Annotated in this window: 18 protein-coding genes; 1 reads left to right on the top strand and 17 read right to left on the bottom strand. The window is 44.1% G+C overall.

Features of this window, described 5'->3' with window-relative positions; genetic code table 11:
* Nucleotides 1–285: 285 nt before the first annotated feature.
* Genes C6347_RS01110 through sigY form a run of 3 tightly spaced genes read right to left on the bottom strand, consistent with a single transcriptional unit; the run spans nt 286 to nt 1,336 of the window.
* Nucleotides 286–498 (bottom strand): hypothetical protein, encoded by a 213-nt coding sequence (locus tag C6347_RS01110; protein ID WP_060597571.1) that lies wholly within the window; start codon nt 496–498, stop codon nt 286–288.
* Nucleotides 495–806, bottom strand: a complete 312-nt coding sequence (locus C6347_RS01105; RefSeq protein WP_034660438.1) for a YxlC family protein — start codon at nt 804–806, stop codon at nt 495–497. The genes C6347_RS01110 and C6347_RS01105 overlap by 4 nt, the downstream gene beginning before the upstream one ends.
* Complete coding sequence (gene sigY / locus C6347_RS01100; RefSeq protein ID WP_106036395.1) at nt 803–1,336, bottom strand: RNA polymerase sigma factor SigY; 534 nt, start codon at nt 1,334–1,336, stop codon at nt 803–805. The genes C6347_RS01105 and sigY overlap by 4 nt, the downstream gene beginning before the upstream one ends.
* A gap of 510 nt (nt 1,337–1,846) precedes the next feature.
* Between sigY and C6347_RS01095 the strand changes: the two genes are divergently transcribed.
* On the top strand, nt 1,847–2,857 hold the full coding sequence (locus C6347_RS01095) for a pectate lyase family protein (RefSeq protein WP_483861148.1): 1,011 nt from the start codon (nt 1,847–1,849) through the stop codon (nt 2,855–2,857).
* Between the two features lie 57 nt (nt 2,858–2,914).
* On the opposite strand, the gene cydC is transcribed toward C6347_RS01095, so the two are convergent.
* The 14 genes from cydC to C6347_RS01025 all read right to left on the bottom strand — a co-directional run bounded on the left by cydC (nt 2,915) and on the right by C6347_RS01025 (nt 18,682).
* Nucleotides 2,915–4,648, bottom strand: a complete 1,734-nt coding sequence (cydC, locus tag C6347_RS01090; RefSeq protein ID WP_060597573.1) for a thiol reductant ABC exporter subunit CydC — start codon at nt 4,646–4,648, stop codon at nt 2,915–2,917.
* Entirely contained in the window at nt 4,638–6,374 is a 1,737-nt protein-coding gene (gene cydD, locus C6347_RS01085) for a thiol reductant ABC exporter subunit CydD (RefSeq protein ID WP_106071307.1), read from the bottom strand. The genes cydC and cydD overlap by 11 nt, the downstream gene beginning before the upstream one ends.
* Entirely contained in the window at nt 6,374–7,390 is a 1,017-nt protein-coding gene (gene cydB / locus C6347_RS01080; protein WP_106071306.1) for a cytochrome d ubiquinol oxidase subunit II, read from the bottom strand. Before cydB ends, cydD begins: the two co-directional genes overlap by 1 nt.
* Nucleotides 7,377–8,792, bottom strand: coding sequence for a cytochrome ubiquinol oxidase subunit I (locus C6347_RS01075; protein WP_060597576.1), 1,416 nt, complete (start codon nt 8,790–8,792; stop codon nt 7,377–7,379). The genes cydB and C6347_RS01075 overlap by 14 nt, the downstream gene beginning before the upstream one ends.
* 331 nt (nt 8,793–9,123) lie before the next feature.
* Nucleotides 9,124–10,245, bottom strand: a complete 1,122-nt coding sequence (gene isdG / locus C6347_RS19550) for a heme oxygenase (RefSeq protein ID WP_060597577.1) — start codon at nt 10,243–10,245, stop codon at nt 9,124–9,126.
* 1 nt (nt 10,246) lies between these two features.
* On the bottom strand, nt 10,247–11,260 hold the full coding sequence (locus tag C6347_RS01065) for a FecCD family ABC transporter permease (RefSeq protein WP_106071305.1): 1,014 nt from the start codon (nt 11,258–11,260) through the stop codon (nt 10,247–10,249).
* Nucleotides 11,257–12,195, bottom strand: coding sequence for an ABC transporter substrate-binding protein (locus tag C6347_RS01060; RefSeq protein WP_106048039.1), 939 nt, complete (start codon nt 12,193–12,195; stop codon nt 11,257–11,259). Before C6347_RS01060 ends, C6347_RS01065 begins: the two co-directional genes overlap by 4 nt.
* An 18-nt stretch (nt 12,196–12,213) precedes the next feature.
* The gene (gene srtB / locus C6347_RS01055; protein ID WP_106071304.1) at nt 12,214–12,966 is read right to left on the bottom strand and encodes a class B sortase; all 753 of its coding nucleotides are present in this window, start codon (nt 12,964–12,966) and stop codon (nt 12,214–12,216) included.
* Nucleotides 12,967–12,982: 16 nt separating this feature from the next.
* Nucleotides 12,983–13,753, bottom strand: coding sequence for an ABC transporter ATP-binding protein (locus tag C6347_RS01050; protein WP_034660447.1), 771 nt, complete (start codon nt 13,751–13,753; stop codon nt 12,983–12,985).
* Complete coding sequence (locus C6347_RS01045) at nt 13,740–14,726, bottom strand: FecCD family ABC transporter permease (RefSeq protein WP_060597581.1); 987 nt, start codon at nt 14,724–14,726, stop codon at nt 13,740–13,742. Before C6347_RS01045 ends, C6347_RS01050 begins: the two co-directional genes overlap by 14 nt.
* Before the next feature lie 33 nt (nt 14,727–14,759).
* Nucleotides 14,760–15,647, bottom strand: a complete 888-nt coding sequence (gene isdE, locus C6347_RS01040; RefSeq protein ID WP_106071303.1) for a heme ABC transporter substrate-binding protein IsdE — start codon at nt 15,645–15,647, stop codon at nt 14,760–14,762.
* A gap of 75 nt (nt 15,648–15,722) precedes the next feature.
* Entirely contained in the window at nt 15,723–17,531 is a 1,809-nt protein-coding gene (locus C6347_RS01035; RefSeq protein ID WP_060597582.1) for an NEAT domain-containing protein, read from the bottom strand.
* An 18-nt stretch (nt 17,532–17,549) separates the two neighbouring features.
* Nucleotides 17,550–18,203, bottom strand: coding sequence for a heme uptake protein IsdC (isdC, locus tag C6347_RS01030; protein ID WP_060597745.1), 654 nt, complete (start codon nt 18,201–18,203; stop codon nt 17,550–17,552).
* A 20-nt stretch (nt 18,204–18,223) separates the two neighbouring features.
* Nucleotides 18,224–18,682 carry an NEAT domain-containing protein gene (locus C6347_RS01025; protein ID WP_106071302.1) on the bottom strand — a complete coding sequence of 153 codons (459 nt, stop codon included), beginning with the start codon at nt 18,680–18,682 and terminating at the stop codon, nt 18,224–18,226.
* Nucleotides 18,683–19,038 lie beyond the last annotated feature (356 nt).

Raw genomic sequence — 19,038 nt, 5'->3', positions numbered from 1 at the left:
ACACATTTATCTGTTAGATTTTCTAACGCATATTGAGATTAATTTAACACCATTTGTAAAATCTGATCAATACTGATAACAGATGAAAATGATGCCGATTTGAGATGGATCAAGCAGCCGCAGCAATCGTTTTTAGAAAGTATCTCTTGCAGAATGACTATTGTGCTAGAAATGATGATTTAGACGTTATATATCCCGCACTCTTTGACAAATAGATGAATCATGAATGATTTCTAGTTGATCTTCAACCCGAAAAAAAGGCCTAAAGTTTTATAGGCCGTCCGCTCAATCTTTTCGGATCTTCTCATCTTTCTTTCGATCAGGGTACACGACACAAAGCCAATATAAAATAGAAGACGATGGGAAATTAATTAAACCGACAATGCCCCAAAACCACTTATAGCGCCCTCTTTTCTTTGCATCCATAAATAAAAGAAGCCCCTGCGCAAACAATAACGGCAATGCGCACAATAAGATGATCATCTCCGTCTGACTCATAAGGAAGACCCTCCTTTAATGTGTTGATATTCCTTGATGCCGACAACGACGCAGAGCGGCACACTCACTACTTGAAGAAGAATGAAGATGATAGGCAAATGGGTGATGGCAGCGACAAATAGTGCCAGAATGGTCAGACTGATGAGAACGTACGCCAGTACTTCTTGTTTAAAACGCCTTTTCTCTTGTTCCTTTGCCTGCTTCAGCATCATCATGACAGCCTGCTCACTTGGCTCTTTCACTTCAATTTGTTCATCTAGCTGCTGTAACTCTTCCTTTAAACGTTCGGTGAACTGATCTTCCTTCATTGAGACCACTCCTTTCGAATTTTCTTTAATCCATGATGAACCCTCGACTTCACAGTGCCTTCTCTCATACCGAGCATTGAAGCAATCTCTGGATAAGTAAAGCCATAATAATAGTGCAAAATAATCGGTGCTCTCTCCTGTGCCTTCAATTCGTTTAGAGCATCCCACATCTCATGCCATGTGTGGCCCTTTTGCTGAATGTCCCATTTGAAGCGGCGTATGGTCTCTTGATTCGCCTTCCCTTCTCTTAATTGTTCACGTTTTCTTTTCTTCTGGTGATCTAAAAATTGTCTAGATGCAATGGAAATGAGCCATGTTGAAAATAAGGAATCTCCTCTAAATGAAGAAAGTTTCATGTACGCTTTCAGCATCGTTTCTTGCATGATTTCTTCTGCCAGCTCTTGTTGAAGGGTGAGCTTCATTATATAACGGTAAAGAAAGGAATAATGATGACGATAAAGGGCTGTAAATGCAGCATCATCTCCCTGTTTTGCCCGCTGAATCAATAATGTCTCTTCTGTCTGCTCCAAACACACCCCTCCTTCCTTTTCTTCTCTTATTCATGTGACGACACGGATGACGACATCGTTCAAAATAGACTTAATTTTTTTAACTTGGCTCCTTTTCTCCCTGTTGATCCAGTATTTGATTCATTTTATATCCAATTTTTTCTTATGTAATGATTATGACATTCTTTCGTCCCTAACAAAATGGTGCGTTCGTAATCATCTTGATTTTCTATCAAGCGAATAGCCTCTCCCTCATAATCACTAGGTCATCCCAATACCTATCGTCAATGATCCTTGTCTCATTTAGATGAAAATAAAATAATCATGGCCTTAGTTTCCTAGAAAATCATGGAATACACAGCGCCAATTCTTAGCCGATGATACCTTTTTGCGTGCTATGCTCTTCCTACATTCCGAAAAAGGCGATACTGGCGAAGAAAGGGGGGGCAGTTGAATTGCAGCTTATTTTTGGAAACGTTTACATTAAAACAAAATAGAATGGAGATGTTGACTTTGAAGAAAAAAGTTCCAATGTTAGCTGGTGTGTTAGCGGTTGGTCTCGTGACTTCATTATTTGCACCTAATGGGGAGGCAAAAGCGGCAGCCAAGTATCCAGAAAGCCCTTCTATTATGGCCAATTTTAATCAACAAGGATTCTCCACATTAAATGGCGGTACAACAGGCGGTGAAGGCGGTAAAACCGTCACAGTCAAAACTGGAAATGAACTATTGGCTGCCCTCAAAAGTAAAGGAACAAACGAAAAATTAAAAATTGTTGTCGACGGGACGATTAACCCTTCTAATACATCTGCCAATAAAATCGATGTGAAAGATACAAACAATGTCTCGATCGTCGGCAAAGGCACGAAAGGTGAATTTAATGGAATTGGTATCAAAGTATGGCGTTCCAATAACGTCATTATCCGCAACCTGAGAATCCATCACAGTAACATCGGTGACAAGGATGCCATCGGAATCGAAGGCGCTTCTAAAAACGTATGGGTCGATCATAATGAGCTGTACAACACATTAAACTCTGGGAAAGATGATTATGATGGATTATTTGATGTGAAAAAAGACTCCGACTATATTACCTTCTCATGGAACTATGTACATGACAGCTGGAAAACGATGCTCATGGGCAGCTCTGATAACGACAACTACAACCGAAAAATTACGTTCCATAACAACCGTTTTGAAAACCTGAATTCTCGTGTACCGTCTATGCGCTACGGGGAAGGTCATGTGTATAACAACTACTATAAAGGCATTCATACCACAGCGATCAACTCTCGTATGGGCGCGAAGATGAGAATTGAGCACAACGTATTTGAAAATACAAATAATGCGATCGGCAGCTGGGACAGCCGTCAAGTCGGTACATGGCATGTCATCAACAACTCATTTATTAACAGCACAGGCAGTCTGCCAACGTCTTCAACAGGTACGTACAACCCTCCTTATCACTACTCTTTGCTTAACGTGAACAATGTCAAATCAGAAGTGGTATCAAATGCTGGTGTTGGAAAGGTAAACCCTTAAAACCACAAAACGTTCGGGCAGAGATCTCTGTCCGAACGTTCTTGTTATTTCGTTTATTTATATTGTAGAAAATGGACGATCCATCTCATACAATTTTTGATAGCGCAGGTTTTCTCTCAGTAAATCCTGATGCTCCCCCTGCATCTCAATTTGTCCATCTTCAATAAACATAATGCGGTCACATGCCTCACAGCCAGTGAGATGATGGGTAATCCAAATGACCGTTTTTCCTTTTAACACACGAAAGATGGTTTCAAGCAGCTCACGCTCTGTGCGCGGATCAAGTCCGACGGTGGGCTCATCTAATACAACAATCGGGGTGTTTTGCAGCAAAATCCGGGCTAATGCCATCCGTTGTCTTTCTCCACCTGAGAAACGAACCCCTGTCTCCTGCACACCGGTGTGATAACCTTCTGGCAAGGATTCGATGGTATCGTGCAGCTGCACTTGCCTCGCTGCTTCTTTTACTTGCTCTTCTGTCGCATCTGGAGAGCCTAAGCGAATATTGTTTAAAACAGAGGTATCGAATAAATACGGCTGTTGATTGAGCACTGACACATAGGTGGACACGGTTTCTCGAATGCTTTCTACCGGTTTCCCCTGGATACTGACAGCTCCTTGATTTGGCACGACAGCTCCTTCTAACAATTTCAAAATAGTCGATTTTCCTGCACCACTTTTTCCTAAGAGAGCAAGTGATTCACCTTGCTTCAGTGAAAATGAGAGATGCTTTAGCACGTGTTGGTGCGAATCATACCCAAAGGACACTTGATCAAAACAGACAGCTTGATCGTGAGAAATGGTTGACTGATCCACTGTCTTGCGCTCAGATTCTCCTTCATACGAAAGCTTTTCATAATGATTTAATCTGCTGACAGCATGCTGATAGACGGGAATATCACCTGCTGCATCTGAGAGTGGAAGAAAGGCTTCTGTTAACGGAAATAGCACAAGCACAAAGGCTGCAATCAGTGTGTGTGACATCGAGCCTGACTGAACGACCGAACCGCTCCAATACACGACAAGCACGACAGCTCCTCCAATCATAAGCTGGGCAAAAAACTGGCGCAGACGGATAAACCGGTGCTTGGCTGCTTCAAGCGCTAACAGTTTCGCTTCTTTCTGTTCATATTCATCAACAAAATCTTTCTGCCTGCCGCTAAACAGCCAGTCACTAACGCCCATGACTGCATCTGTTAAATGGCTGTACAGTTCATTTCTGCCTTTTTTCATTTGAATTTGTCTCGCCCGGTTCACTAGCACTGTGACGTATGGGAAAACAAATACGAGAAGTGCCATATAAAGCAGCATCAGTCCAGCAAAAGGCCACGAGAATAGACCAAGTGCCCCAATGGATGCGGCATATAAAAGCAGCGCCCCGATGGATGGAAAGATGGTTTTTAAATAGGCGTCCTGCAGTCTCTCGACATCATCTGACAGGAGCCCAAGCATTTCACCTGTACCCAGCTTTGTCTGTTTCGCACTTCGTTCAGCCATGTCATACAGACGGACACGCATTTTTTCAATCATGGTCAAAATGAGCTGGTGGCTCGCCAGTCTTTCTGCATAGCGGGCAGCTGAGCGTGAAATACCAAAGGTCCGTACAGCTACAATTGGGACGTAGACCATGAGTATATTCTCAGGTCTTGTGGCAGCTTTTGAAATGAGAAATCCTGACGTAAACATCAGCATAGAAGCAGAGAATACTGCAATTGCCCCTAGAAACAAAACCAGCGCAAACAGCTTTTGATTCTCCTTGATATAAGGTATAAACCAGCCTTTACTGACCATGTGTGACCGCCCCCATTTGCTCCTGTACCAATTGATAATACACGCCTTTTCTTTGCATCAATGATTCATGTGTACCCATTTCTGCAATTGTTCCATGATCCATGACAATGATCTCATCCATGTCTGGCATCCAATGGAGCCTATGTGTCGCTAAGAACACAAGTTTATCTTCAAACAGCGGAAGCATTGTTTTCTTCAATTCATACTCTGTCTCAATATCGAGATGCGCCGTTGGTTCATCTAACAGCATAATTGAACGCTGGCCCAGCACCGTTCGCGCAAGCGCGATTCTTTGTGCCTGTCCGCCGCTCAGTCCTCTTCCCTGTTCTCCAATGACCTCATCGAGACCATTTGGCAGCTGCGCTACGAGCTGAGATAATCCAGCTTCACAGACAGCTCTTTCCACTTCTTCATCTGTGGCATGCGGTTCATAAAAACGAATGTTTTCTCTCAATGTCATGTGAAATAAATAAGGGTGCTGCGGCATATAGACGACTTCCTTTTGCCATTCCTTCATCTGTAAATGAACAAGCGGCTGGCCGTTTAACGTGATTTGACCTGAGGTCGGTTCAACAAAGCCGCCGAGCACATCGGTTAACGTCGATTTCCCTGAACCACTGGCACCAATGATTCCGATTTTTTTCTTCCCTTTGACAGTGAGGTCTACATCCTGAATCGAATAAGGGGCATGTTCATCATGCTGGACACTAACATCTTGCAGCGTGAGCACAACTTGTTCACCCCACTTGTCTAGCTGCACGGATTGTGTCTCCTGCGCGCGGAAGCCCTTTTCTTCTAAAATGACCTGCATCGCCTCATTCGCTTCTTTTCCATTTAGCGTCGCATGATAATCATTTCCCACTTCACGTACTGGCAGGAAATATTCCGGTGCCAGCATGAGCGCGGTCAGAGCCGGCAATAACAGAAGCTCTCCTTCAATTAATCGCAAGCCAAGAAAGACAGCGACAGTTGCAATCGACAGCATGGAAAAGAAATCAAGCGCAAATGATGAAAGAAATGCAACCTTCAGCGTGCTCATGGTCACCTTTCGATATCGCTTTGACACTTCCCCGATATTGCGGGAATGTTTTTTGCTAATGCCTAAGTAACGAAGCGTTTCAAGGCCGCGGAGAGAATCAGTAAAATGATTGGATAATTTCTCATACGATCTCCATTGTTTGGCCGCTTTACGCTGAGCGACAAGGCCTAGCAAAATCATAAAAATAATTAAAATCGGCAGCGTCACGATTAAAATGACAGCAGATGTTTCGTCTAACGTCCAAACATAGATGAGGACCATTGCCGGTATCACTGCCATGTTCACCATTTTCGGTAAAAATAGCTGTAAATACTGACGATATTGAGCAATCCCCTCCATCGCTAATGTGACAAGCTTTCCTGTACCTTTTTTCTTTGTAAAAGCTGGACCTAAACGAAAGAGTTGGTCTAACAGCTGTTTTCTGACGTCTGCTCCAATTCGGGAAGAGTAGGTAAACATGACCTTCTCCCGAATCAAGGTGAGACCGTGCCGCACCAGAAAGGCAGCAAGAAACAGCAGGACATAAGGCGTTGCCTGCGAAAGGCTTTTCCCGTCAAACAGCGTAGTAATGGCATGTGCCAGCCACTGTGCTTGGAAAATAATACTTGCTCCTTGGATGAGTGACACAATACCCAAAAGGGCAAGAAGCCCCCTTATTCCTTTTAATTGAAGCAAACGTTTGTCCATTAGTAGGTCATTGGCTCCTTACCGCTTACACGTTTACGGAAGACGTAATAGCTCCAAATTTGATACCCAAGCACAAAGGGCAGCAAAGAAATGGCAACAATCGTCATCACCGTCAGTGAATATGATCCGGATGCAGCGTTTTGAATGGTAAGATCAAACGCATGGTTGATTGAACTAATCATGACGCGCGGGAACAATGCAGTGAAAAGCATCGTCACTGTCACCATGATGCCTGCACCTGTGAATAAGAATGTCCAGCCATCACGTTCTTTTCTTATAAAGAATAGAGCCGCGACGTAACAAACCACAATCAGGACAGTTAACGGAATGGTGATGATCGGGCGTACCGTATAAATGTCTGTTTCCATGATAGATACACCGACAAATAGGACAAGAACTGGCAGCGCAATAAGCAGGACACGCTTGCCAAGCTTTCTTGCACGATCTCTTAAATCACCCTCTGTACGTAGTGTGACGAAAATCAATCCGTGCAGAAGGCAAAGAACCGTCACAGCTAACCCGCCAATCACTGAATAAAGGTTCACAAAATCCGTAAAACCAGCATACATATTCATGTCTTGATCAATTGGCATCCCGCGTAAAATACTCGTGAATAGCACACCGAGTAAAAACGGCGGCAGCAGACTGCCAAAGAAGATGACCCAGTCCCATGCTTTGATCCAAGAGGCTTTCTCCACCTTCCCTCGGAATTCAAAGGCGACTCCGCGCCCAATGAGCGCTAAGAGGAGAACCGCAAATGGTATATAGTATCCACTGAACATCGTGGCATACCAGTGAGGGAATGCAGCGAAAATAGCGCCCCCAGCTGTAATCAGCCAGACCTCATTCGCATCCCAGAAAGGACCAATCGTATTAATTAAAATGCGGCGTTCGTGCGCATCCTTTCCAAGCAGCTGCATGGACATCCCAACACCAAAATCAAATCCCTCTAAGAAGAAAAATCCAACAAACAATACTGCGACAAGAATAAACCAAATCTCGTTAAGATATGCCATGATATGCGCCTCCATCAAATGGATCTGTAGACAGGTCCGTTTCATCCTTTTGATCTGTATCCTCTTCCGAATGTGCACCTTTTTTAATTTCTCGAATGAATAGGTAGGCAAGCAAGATGGCAAGAATCAGATAAATCGTCGTAAAGCTAATGACTGAGAATAACAGCATGCCATACGATACGTTTGGCGAAATCGATTGAGCCGTCGTCATCATACCAAAGACAGTCCACGGCTGACGCCCAATTTCAGTCATGATCCAGCCAGCTGAGTTCGCAATAAACGGGAACGCAATCATCCCTACCATGAAGCGTAAAAACCATTTGTTCGTTTCGAGTTTCTTTCTAAAGCTCAAGTACAAGCCAATCATACTGGCAAAAATCATCAGCATTCCGGCACCAACCATGATTCTAAAGCTCCAGAAGGTTGTTTTCACTGGCGGAATGTAGTCTCCAGGGCCAAACTTTGCTTCATATTCTTTTTGAAGTGTCAGCATGCCTGGCACATCTCCACTGAACTTCTGATAAGCCAAGTAACTTAAAGCAAACGGAATATTGATCTCCGCAGAGTTTTCTTTTTTATCTGTGTCAATATTGGCAAATAGTGTCCAAGCCGCTGGATCTCCACTATCCTTCCAAAGGGCTTCACTTGCTGCCATCTTCATCGGCTGTGATTTCATTAAGTGCTTCGCTTGATCATGTCCAGAGAACGCCACACCTAAGCCAGAAATTAAAGCGAGGACCATGGCAATCTGGAATGATTTTTTGAAAAAGGCGATTTCTTGTTTTTTGATCATTTTATAGGCACTAACTCCTGCAATAAAGAATGCACCTGTAGCCAGCGCACCAAACAGAACGTGCGGGAATTCAACCCAAAGCTGCGGGTTCGTTACAAGAGCGCCAAAATCATTCATTTCTGCGCGGCCATTTTTAATGACAAATCCAACTGGCTCTTGCATAAATGAGTTGGCGAGTAGAATCCAAAACGCCGAAAAGATCGTACCAAGAGAAACAAGCCAAATACACAATAAATGAATCTTCTTCGGCAGACGATCCCAGCCGAATATCCAAAGTCCAATAAATGTAGATTCAAGGAAAAAGGCGAGCAGTGCTTCAATGGCAAGCGGTGCACCAAACACATCACCGACAAACCTTGAATAATCTGACCAGTTCATCCCAAACTGGAATTCCTGCAAAATCCCTGTCACCACACCTACTGCAAAATTGAGTAAGAATAGATGACCCCAAAACTTCGCCATTTTTTTATAAATCTCTTTTTTCTTGACGACATAAAGGGTCTGCATCAAGGCGACGATAAACACCAAACCTATTGACATAGGAACAAAAATAAAATGAAATAATGTCGTTGAAGCAAATTGAAATCTTGCTAAAAACAGCTCACTCACAGCCTTACATCCTCCCTTACTTTCACATGCCGAATGATTCGAAACAACTATGCTCACCACTTCACAAAATATTCACTATTTGTTCAATGATTCACAAATAATAGCCTGTTTGAAATGGTTTACTCGGTGAAATTTTACTCTTGCTTTTCATTCGGTTAGTTATTTATACCTGTACTTTACACCCATGCGCTTCAAAAATAAAGTAAATTTTACCTAAAAATTGGATGGTATTGTGTCAGTTGTTTGAATACTTTGTCAAAGATATGTGACAGAAAGTAAAAAAACGCAAAAAAATAGCGCTGCACATGAACCGCAGCGCTATGTTTCTTTTTTAGGCTTTTTTCTGTAAAGCTGGTCTAGTGACTTGCACTTCGTAGTACGTAATTTTGTTTTTTAATAGTCCTTCAGGTTTCGCTTTCCCATGAGCATGCGCATCACCAAACGCCTGAGATTTTGTCCAGTTCACAAAGTCTTCTTTTCGATTCCAGCGGGTATGAATGGTCACTTCATCGTAATCGGTTGTCTGCTGCGTGACCCATACTTCCATGCCTAAAAATCCTTCCATGAATTCTACTTGTCCCTGCTTGTTAAAACGCTTGACGAGGTGGTCAGCACTGCCTTTTTCTACTCTTACCTGGTTGTTGACAATGATCATTTTCTGTTCATCTCCCTTTGGTTGTTGGATCGAAGCGATTGGGATAATGAGCGGATGCTCACCGTCTAAGTGAACCTCAGCCTGAATCCCAAAGACTTCTTTGAAAAAGTTTTCTGTTAATACTTCGTTTGGTGTCCCTATTTGATAAACCTGACCACCCTTCATCGCAATGAGGCGGTCACAATATTTTGCTGCCTGCTGCAGGTCGTGAAGAACCATTAAAATGGTGATTCCATGCGTCTTATTCAGCTGTTTGAGCAGCTCTAGTAAATCAAGCTGATGTGCAATATCTAGGTAAGTCGTCGGCTCATCCAGAATCAAAGTCTCTGTCTTCTGAGCGAGCGCCATCGCAATATACGCCTTTTGTCTTTCTCCGCCTGACAATGTATGCAGCATTCTGTTTTCATTGATGCGGCTATTGGTCACATCAAGCGCCCACTCAATCGCTTCTTGATCTGTCTTCGAGCTCTTTTTCCAGATCGAACGATGCGGACTGCGTCCAAGTGCGACCAGCTCCCGTACGGTCATAGATGGAATGGCTGTTCTCGTCTGCATGAGAACGGCGATTTCCTTTGCAATCTCCTGAGCTGTCATCTCTTTTTGCGGTATATCGTGAATGTATATCATGCCGCTTTCGATCGATGTAAGACGTGCGGCTGCTTTAATAAAAGTCGACTTCCCTGATCCATTTGGTCCAATAATTCCTGTCACACTTCCTTTAGGAACAGCTGCTGAAATAGACGACAGCCGAAAGCCTCCTTGACTGAGACTCACGTCATCCATAGCTATCACATTCAACTTAACCCCTCCCTTTCTTTTTTAATAAATAGAGGAAGAAAGGTGCACCGATGCAGGCAAGCAGGATACCGACAGGCAGTTCAACCGGTGTAAACCATACCCGTGCCGCTGTATCTGCAAAAACCACAAGTACGCCTCCGCCCAGCATTGAGATAGGCAGCAGGTACCGGTAGTCATCTCCAATTAAAAGACGGATAAAATGAGGAACGACCAGCCCGACAAATCCAATTAAGCCACTCACACTTACAGCTGCACCAGCTAAAAGCGCCGCCAGCGCAATTAAGAAAAACCGGGTGCGCTCTACTCTAAGGCCGAGTAACTGCGCCGATTCATCACCAAGCAAAAGAAGGTTTGCCGGCTTGATGGCAAAAAAACAAAGGCACAACCCAGCAAGCGCATATGGCGACACGAAGCTTAGATGATGCCAGCTCCGTCCATTTAATCCTCCGGATAAAAAAGGCAGAACAGCCTGCACACGCTCACTATAAAGCACCATAAACCCATTCATAACCGCCCCAAGGAGGGCATTGACTGCCACTCCCGCCAAAATCAATTTCAGCGGGGAAACCCCTTGATCAAATGACAGCATATACACCACGAGTGCCGCTAATAAAGCGCCAAGGAAAGCAGCAGCTGGCAGCAAATACGTAAATTGCGGAAACACAATCATGCTGAGCACAGCAGCCAATCCGCCGCCAGCAGTCACACCGATGATGCCAGGGTCAGCGAGTGGATTCCGGACGACTCCTTGTAAAATCGCCCCTGATGCTGCGAGACAGGCTCCGACAATAAAACCGATCAAAACACGCGGCAGGCGTAAATCCATCACAATTTTCTCATGAACAGGCTGGCCTGATCCCGTCAAAGCGGCGAGTAGGTCTTGCAGCGATAATTGAACGGAACCTAATGCAAGCCCTAAGCATGCGCCTACAACTAACGAGATGAATAGTCCGGGTATCAGCCATTTTCGTCTCGACTGTCTTTTTTGAAAATCTAATTCTGTATTCATTTTCATGATGACAATCGCTTCAATCTTTTCTCTAGCTCATCAATCGCTCTCATCACTTCCGCGCCTGGGTTCGTCCCAAATAGATCACTCGGCAGAATCTCGACGTGTCCATTTTTGACAGCTGACACATCGTGCCAAGCGGCATTCTGTTTCATTTCACTCATAAAGCCCGCTTTCACATCTTCAGGATTGCTGTGAGTCATAAGCAGAATAAGATCAGGATCGGCTTCGATGACCTTTTCTGCATTGATTTGAGCGTATTGAGGGAATTTCTCGAGTGCCGGTTCATTTTCAGCGATGTTCGTCCCTCCTGCGATGTGCAGTAAATCTCCGCTTAAGGATTGAGGAAGTGCCGCCATATATGTGCCAGGTGCCCCGTATACAACGAGTGTCTTCACTTTTTTCTGAGGCTGCTTGACCTGCTTTTTCCTCTGATCGATTTGCTCATTGAGGGCTTTGGCCTTTTGCTGCTTTCCGAGCAAATCCCCGAATAACGTTATTTGACGCTGAATATCCTTCACTGAATTGGCACTTGTCAAAAGAAGCTGTGAACCAATTCCATCTATTGTAGAGATGTCCTTGCTGTTTAATTGTTCATTCCCAAGCACAACATCGGGCGTTAAGCTTGTGATGAGCTCTACATCAAATTGATGCGTTGTGCCAATCGTTTGTACAGACTTTGCCTTTTGTAAGCTGTCTGGTAATTCGGCGGCCGGACGGCCAACTACCTCACCGCCTAAGGCATACAGGATGCTCATGTCTCCAGTCGATAATGCGACGATACGCTGAGGGGATTCTTCAAACGACAGCGTTCTGCCAGTAAAATCCTTTATCTTCAGCGCACCTTGCCCGCTTCCTTTCTCTACAGGTGCTGCCTGACTGCATCCGCCGAGGAGAAGCATCAAGACGAGTCCAGCGAAGATCACATGTGAAAATTTCAACCGTCTGTCTCTCCTTTTCTAGTAAACTTTCTTTAGCTTTGCCTGTACGACAAGACGCCCATTTTTAGGTGCAAGCACATGATCACAAGTCGATAAGGTGAGGATGAGGTCATCTGTGGACACGTCTGTCTTCGTTTGATAGATTGATTTTTTCCGCACAGCTTGTAAGTAGTGCGCATATTCGCCAAGATCTTGAAAATCGGTTTGAATATAATCGAAATCCACCGTTGTTTCATACACGGCAAAAATCTCCGCCTCATAGCTTTGATACAGCGTATCGTACTGAAATGTCCGATGATCATGGAAGAAATCCTTTTTTAAATAGTTTGTGAGTCCAGCGAACATGGATCCATCCCTCATCCGATGCCCGTACACCACAGTATTCGGGCTTTCATGCAAGACGTCATTGCGATAATCCATAAAGATACTGCCTGCCCGGGTGTCGTTTTTTAAGTAATTACGGGTTAAGTAGAATGCATTATCACGAGATTGAACGATTGGGTACTGAATCATCGTGTCCTTCATATTGATCCAGCCGACAATGTCGTTGTTCACCTTCCGCAGCTCATCAAATGACGTACGGGTGGTTCCCGGTTCCCGGCTTTCAGTCATTCCTTGCTCTTGATCATACATCGTCTGAGCCTTTGCAAGCACCTGACGATTTTGATAATAGCCGAACAGTTCTAAACCAATGGCTGTACCGCTATAAATGAATACACCTAAACAGACGATCGTCAGCATACGCTGCCAGACCCGTTTTCCTCTTTTCACACTGTTTCACCTGCTTTTATATGCCAACAGGCACGATGTACATTCCTGTTTCTGCATCCTGTCTAATCGTGACGGACACATCATAAATGTGCCGCACATTCTCTTCTGTTAACACATCGTTTGGCTGTCCTTCACTGATAATTCGTCCATCCTTCATCGCAATGATGACGTCACTGTAGCGGACAGCCTGATTCATGTCGTGCAGCACCATGACAATCGTGAGTCCATGCACGACATTGAGCTCACGGATCAGCTCAAGAATGTCAAATTGATAGTAGATATCCAAATAGGTTGTCGGTTCATCTAAGAAAAGGATCGGTGTTTTTTGCGCAAGTGCCATCGCAATCCATACACGCTGACGCTCACCACCTGACAGTGAGGCGAGCGGCACCTTTCGTTTTTCCGTTAGTTTTGTACTGGACAGTGCCCACTCTATCGCTCTCTCATCCTCTTCCTTGTCACCCCCGCGCATCGTCTGGTACGGCGTTCTACCGAATGCCACGACCCGTTCGATCGTTAAATCAAGCGGTGCTTCATTTTGCTGATGGACGACAGCCAGCTTTTTTGCCAGCTCCTTTGGCTTAAATGCATTCAGCGCTTGTCCGTCTAAGTGAATCTGCCCTTTGTTTGGACAATGATTATTCGCCATCAAGGAAAGCAGTGTGGATTTCCCCGAGCCATTTGGACCGATAATGGTTGTGATTTTCCCCTTTTCGATCTGTGTTGTGACCGATTGAACGATGTCCTTCTGCTGGTCATATGAGAATGACACCTCACGAATGTCCATGGAGACGGTCCCCCCTTCTTAACAAAAAGATCAGAAACGGCCCGCCAATCACGGCCATGATCGTAGAAGCAGGAATCTCATTTGGCGCTACAAGCGTCCTGCCGAGCGTATCAGCCGTCAAAATCAGCAAAGCCCCGCTTAACGCAGAAAAAGGAATGAGTACCCGATGATCCGAGCCAACAAGCCTTCTTGAAATGTGCGGAATGAGCAAACCGACAAAGGCAATCACGCCCGCTACCGCAGCTGTCACCGCCGCGAGTAATACCGCTGTGATGGAAATCAAAAGGCGCATTCTGGTCACACGCAATCCTAAATTTTTCGCTGTCTTGTCCTGAAGAGCCAAGAGGTTACACCATCTGCTGAAGAAAAGTGCTACGACAAGGCCGACGACGCCATAGACTCCGATTAAACGGACATCTCCCCACGTTTTCATCGTGAGATTTGACTGTCCTGACTGATTGATCGTGATATTGAAATAGCTGCAAATGGTCACAAATGCTTCAGCCATTCCAGTAAACATGGCATTGATGGCGATCCCAACCAAAATCATGCGGATTGGGCTTAAACCGCCCTTCCAAGACAGAACGTACACGAGGAAACATGCAATGGCTCCGCCTAATACCGAAAATAAAGGAGAGTAGAAATAAAATTGAGGAAGCGCTGTAATCGCCATTAAAGAAAAGAAGCTGGCTCCTGATGAAATTCCAATGACGCCGGCATCAGCTAATGGATTTCTCATGACCGACTGCAGCAGTACACCGGAGACAGATAAGGCGGCCCCTGTAAACATTGCGATGAGCATGCGGGGAATTCTCAAATCTTTAATGATGTCTACCTGTGCATGTTGACCGGTGATGAGCCCTTCCAATAATTCAATCGGGGTGACATGAATACTCCCAGTAATGGCGGAATAAATAAACACGCACACCAGTAAGAGACTAACTATCAGAAATAAAATCCCTGTTTTTTTCATCTTGAACGTCCTTTTATCATTAAGATTCGCCGCTTATGACGGGTAGAGCATACGCGTTAGTTCATCTAATGCTTCTGCTGCCTTTAAATTGCCCGTTGTCCCAAATAAGCTTTCTTCGAGGTCGTACACCCGGTCTTGCTTGACCGCATGAAAATGCTTCCAGATGTCATTTGTTTTAAATTCTTGATCAAACATGCGGACAACTTCATCTGGCATCCCATGTGCGGCCCGGAGTATGATATCTGGATTGGCTTTTTGTAAATACTCCGTATTAGATGCCAAATACTCCATTTTCTCACCTTTGACAATGTTCTTTCCGCCTGCGATACGTACAAGATCACCAATATATGAATTCTCTGTTGCCACCAAATAACTGCCCGGTACACCAAGCAAAATCAGAACGGACGGCTTGCGCTTTCCCTTCGTCTTCTCTTGTATGTCTTTCTTTTTTTGTTCAAAGTCAGACACGATGCGCTCGGCTTGTTTCTTTCTGTCATACTGAGCTCCAAGCTTCGTGATCGCCTTCTCCATGCTACCAAGGCTCTCGAGATTTAAGTATGTGGCAGGGACACCTGCTTGCTGAAAGGGTGTCTCTAAATCATATTGAAGGGTTGTGACAGACAGGACATCTGTCGGTTTAAGTGATTGGATGATTTCCATGTCCGGGCTCATTGGATTACCGACTTCCGGCAGTCCTTTATAACGAGCTGGCAAGGATTTTTGACTTGTTGGCACCCCGACAAGATCCACCTCTAAAGCATCCATAATCTCCACAGCAGCTACAGTCGTTGCCACAATGCGCGCACTTGATTCTGCGCTTTTTTTGCCTTTCGCTGAACTTTCGGCTGACTGTGAGCAGCCCGATAAGATCACGCACACACTAAGAGCAGCGATCAGGGTACATAACATTCGATGCTTCAAAAACAGAAGCCTCCTTTCGAAAAAAGAGAGTGGATGCGCCGAGAGAAATTGCGCATCTCACTTAAACTAATCCATCTATCTTGTTCTTGTTTGATACTTTCTTACGAGTACGAATAATGACCCGCCGAATAAAAGAATATACACCCAAAAAAGAGAGGTATCTCCTGTTTTCGGATTCAACTGTCCAGTCTCAGACTTGGTTTGGTCATCTGATGGAGTAAATGTCATCTGCTCTGCGCCTGTTTCCTCTGGCGCTAGATTTTCAAGCTGATTTGTTTGAGAATCGCGATCATTTGGATTTTTGACAAAGCCGATACTCTCATCGTCTCCGATTACCATAGCAATGCCGCTTCCTTCACCAAGAGTGATTCCTTTTGTGTCATAGACAAGTTTGACATCGTACTGCTCATGATAATTCGCAGCCGGAATATCAATTTTTACGCGTGCTGCTTGAGCAGTGCTTAAACTTTTGGCTTCATATTGAATCACTCGTGTGTCTGCTTTTTGATCTGTTTTTGCGACAAGAGTCTCTTCATATTTCCCGCCTGTCCCTACTTGGAAGGATGTGATGGCTGAGCTGTTCTTCACTGTATATGAAACGAAATGGCGGCCATTTTTTACGACCAATGTCGCAGGGCTCACGACGTAATCGTTCATACGAGAAGGCTCATCCTTGTCTGCTTTCTTCATTGAGAAAGGCAGCTTGTATACACCATCTTTAAGCTTAGCCGTCTCTTGAGCAGCTCCGCCGTTATTTGTTTCTGGTGATGGTGTGTTTGGTTTTGGTGTTTCTGGTGCAGCCGGTGTTTCTTCCTCTACCTGCCCGTCCTTAAGTGGAGCGATACTCTTTGCATCGAATTGAAAACGAATATCGTAGGTTTGGTCATAGTGAGCAGCTGCTACCACGATGTGTACTTTTCCTTTGACCGCTTTTTTCAGATCAGCGACATCAAATGACACCACTCTTGTGTTCTTTGCTTTATCTGTGCTGACCGTCTTCACTTCTTGATAAGATCCGTTTTTCTCTGTTTTCAAGGAAGCGACAGACGTATGATCCTTCACCGTAAAGGAAATGGTTTGTTTTCCATTTTTGATGGTTAAGGATGCAGGATGTGAGAAGTATTGGTTCATCCGAGATGCCTCGTCCTGATCCCCTTTCAGCACACTGTAATTGATGCGGTATTCGCCATCTTTTAATTGATTTTGCGCAGAATCATCTGGTTTTGTGCCATTGTTATTGCCAGGTGTTTCCTGATGATCGTCTGGCTTTGTCCCATTTTGATCATCCGGCTTTGTTTCGTTATCGTCTGGCTTTGACCCGTTTTGATCATCCGGCTTTGTTTCATTATCGTCTGGCTTTGACCCGTTTTGGTCATCCGGTTTTGTTTCGTTATCGTCTGGCTTTGCAGGTGTAACGAGTGTTAGGCTGCTTTGATCGAATGCAAGCTGTACGTCATACGCTTCGTCATAAATAAAGCCGCCTAAATCCCAGTAAATTTTCACCCAGCCGTTTAATTTGGCTGATAAGTCAGCAACATCAAATTTGATCACACGTGTATTGGCTGTTTCATCCTCACTGACGGTTTCAGTGGTGACAAGAGCACCATTTTGTTCAACTTTGAAATCTGTAATCTCTTTGCTTTGCTTCAGCGTGACATAGGCTGTTGTCTTGCCATTCTCCACAATCAGCTTAGCTGGCTTTTCTGTATACGTATCCATCATGGACGCTTCTGTGCTGCCATTCTTTAAAATGGTGAATCCGGCCGTGTATTCACCATCAACAAATGATGCCGCTTGAGCCGTTCCTTGAGGAATCTGAAACGCAGTCAATAAACTGAATAAAACGAGCAGAATAGCTGCCTTTAGATGAAAAAGACGTTTCAAATGGTGACACTTCCTTTCTTAATGCTTGATGATCCACTTTCTTGCTAAAAACCCGCCTGAGCATAGAGCAAGCACAAGGAGCCACCCTGTCTGGTTTGTATCACCAGTTTGAGGATTCTCTTCTTGTTTTGTCGTGGATGAATCAGATGTTTTCGTTGATTCTTTTGATGGCTGCTGATCTTCTGCTGCACCCGCTGATTTGTTTGTGCTGTTAGACGAAAGCGATTTCATGCTGCTCTCATCGAATTTCAGCTGAATGGTATAATCATGATCATAATCAGCAGATTTAACAGTGACATGAATTTTTGACTTGATTGGCTTAGACAAGCTCTGAGCTTGGAACTGAACAAGCCTTGTGTTGGCTTTTTTATTAGTTGAGAGAACCGTTGTGTCGACATAGCCGCCATTTCCCGGCACTTTAAATTCCGTCACCCAGCTGCTATTTTTAATGGTCATTTGTACAGTCAGCTTCCCATTTTTTGCAATCACTTTTGCTGGCTTCAGCCAGTAATCATTTGCCATGGAAACCGCATTTCCTTCAGCCTTCAGCACAGTATAGTTGACGGAGTATGTACCATCCTTTAACGTGGCAGCCTGTGCGTTTGAAAAAGGCAGCATAAGTGCCAATAATAAAGCGGTCATGAAGACTGATAGCCTCATCATTTTTTTCATCAAGCGAATTTCCTCCCTTTCTATTGAACAGATGCTGCATCAAACTTGAGGCGGATGTCGTAATTGCCTGTATATCCGATGACCGGTACAGTCACGCTCACTTTTGCTGGTACGACTTCTGTCAGGCTGTTCACGTTGAATTCAACCGTTCTCTTATTTGCAGCTGTATTTGTACTGATCACCTTCGCATCTTTGTACACACCTTGATCAAGTGTTTTAAAGCTTGTGATCCAAGAGCTATTCGTTAACATGACTTGTGCTTTGATTTTTCCATTCTTCACGACAAGCTTGGCTGGTTTTTCAAAATACGTATTCGCTGTTGAAGTCGAATCGCTATCTGCCTTCCATACCACATATTGTGCTGAATGTTGACCATCTGCTAAGCCTGCTGCTGAGGCTGAGCTAACTGGGGCTAGGGCAAATAATAGAATAAAACTAAAGAACAATAATACGTGTGATGTTGAACGAATGGCTTTCATGTGAACCCTCCTAAATGATATTGATAATTATTCTCAATAGATAATAAAAAAAATAACCTTCATAAGCGCTGGATCACACTTATAGATGATTATGATAATCATTATCAATTGAGTTGAAAAAATAAATCTTTGCTTCCTAAAAGCCAAAGATGTCTGTTTCTAAATGATGGTTTGAAACGTGTTTTAGGTAATCTGTCCCATTCATGATACCATGGCATAACCTCCATTCCATTACAGGGAAAAGAACCCTCTTCTCCTTGATATTATATGATGAATGAATTTATTGTCAACATCATTTTTCATACTATTGACTTAGATTTCTGGAAAATCGCACAAAAAAAATTTCGACCAGACAG

It is taken from the genome of Bacillus sp. NMTD17 (assembly GCF_002998735.1).
Lineage (GTDB): Bacteria > Bacillota > Bacilli > Bacillales > Bacillaceae > Bacillus.
The sequence above is the reverse complement of the archived record's forward strand: the minus strand, read 5'-3'. Positions and strand labels throughout refer to the sequence as shown.

What these genes read in the sequence shown, in the direction of transcription:
- C6347_RS01110 (WP_060597571.1), bottom strand. Translation starts at nt 498, where the DNA reads ATGAGTCAGACGGAGATGATCATCTTATTGTGCGCATTGCCGTTATTG.
- C6347_RS01105 (WP_034660438.1), bottom strand. Translation starts at nt 806, where the DNA reads ATGAAGGAAGATCAGTTCACCGAACGTTTAAAGGAAGAGTTACAGCAG.
- C6347_RS01095 (WP_483861148.1), top strand. Translation starts at nt 1,847, where the DNA reads ATGTTAGCTGGTGTGTTAGCGGTTGGTCTCGTGACTTCATTATTTGCA.
- cydC (WP_060597573.1), bottom strand. Translation starts at nt 4,648, where the DNA reads ATGGTCAGTAAAGGCTGGTTTATACCTTATATCAAGGAGAATCAAAAG.
- cydD (WP_106071307.1), bottom strand. Translation starts at nt 6,374, where the DNA reads ATGGACAAACGTTTGCTTCAATTAAAAGGAATAAGGGGGCTTCTTGCC.
- cydB (WP_106071306.1), bottom strand. Translation starts at nt 7,390, where the DNA reads ATGGCATATCTTAACGAGATTTGGTTTATTCTTGTCGCAGTATTGTTT.
- C6347_RS01065 (WP_106071305.1), bottom strand. Translation starts at nt 11,260, where the DNA reads ATGAAAATGAATACAGAATTAGATTTTCAAAAAAGACAGTCGAGACGA.
- C6347_RS01050 (WP_034660447.1), bottom strand. Translation starts at nt 13,753, where the DNA reads ATGGACATTCGTGAGGTGTCATTCTCATATGACCAGCAGAAGGACATC.
- C6347_RS01045 (WP_060597581.1), bottom strand. Translation starts at nt 14,726, where the DNA reads ATGAAAAAAACAGGGATTTTATTTCTGATAGTTAGTCTCTTACTGGTG.
- isdC (WP_060597745.1), bottom strand. Translation starts at nt 18,203, where the DNA reads ATGAAAAAAATGATGAGGCTATCAGTCTTCATGACCGCTTTATTATTG.
- C6347_RS01025 (WP_106071302.1), bottom strand. Translation starts at nt 18,682, where the DNA reads ATGAAAGCCATTCGTTCAACATCACACGTATTATTGTTCTTTAGTTTT.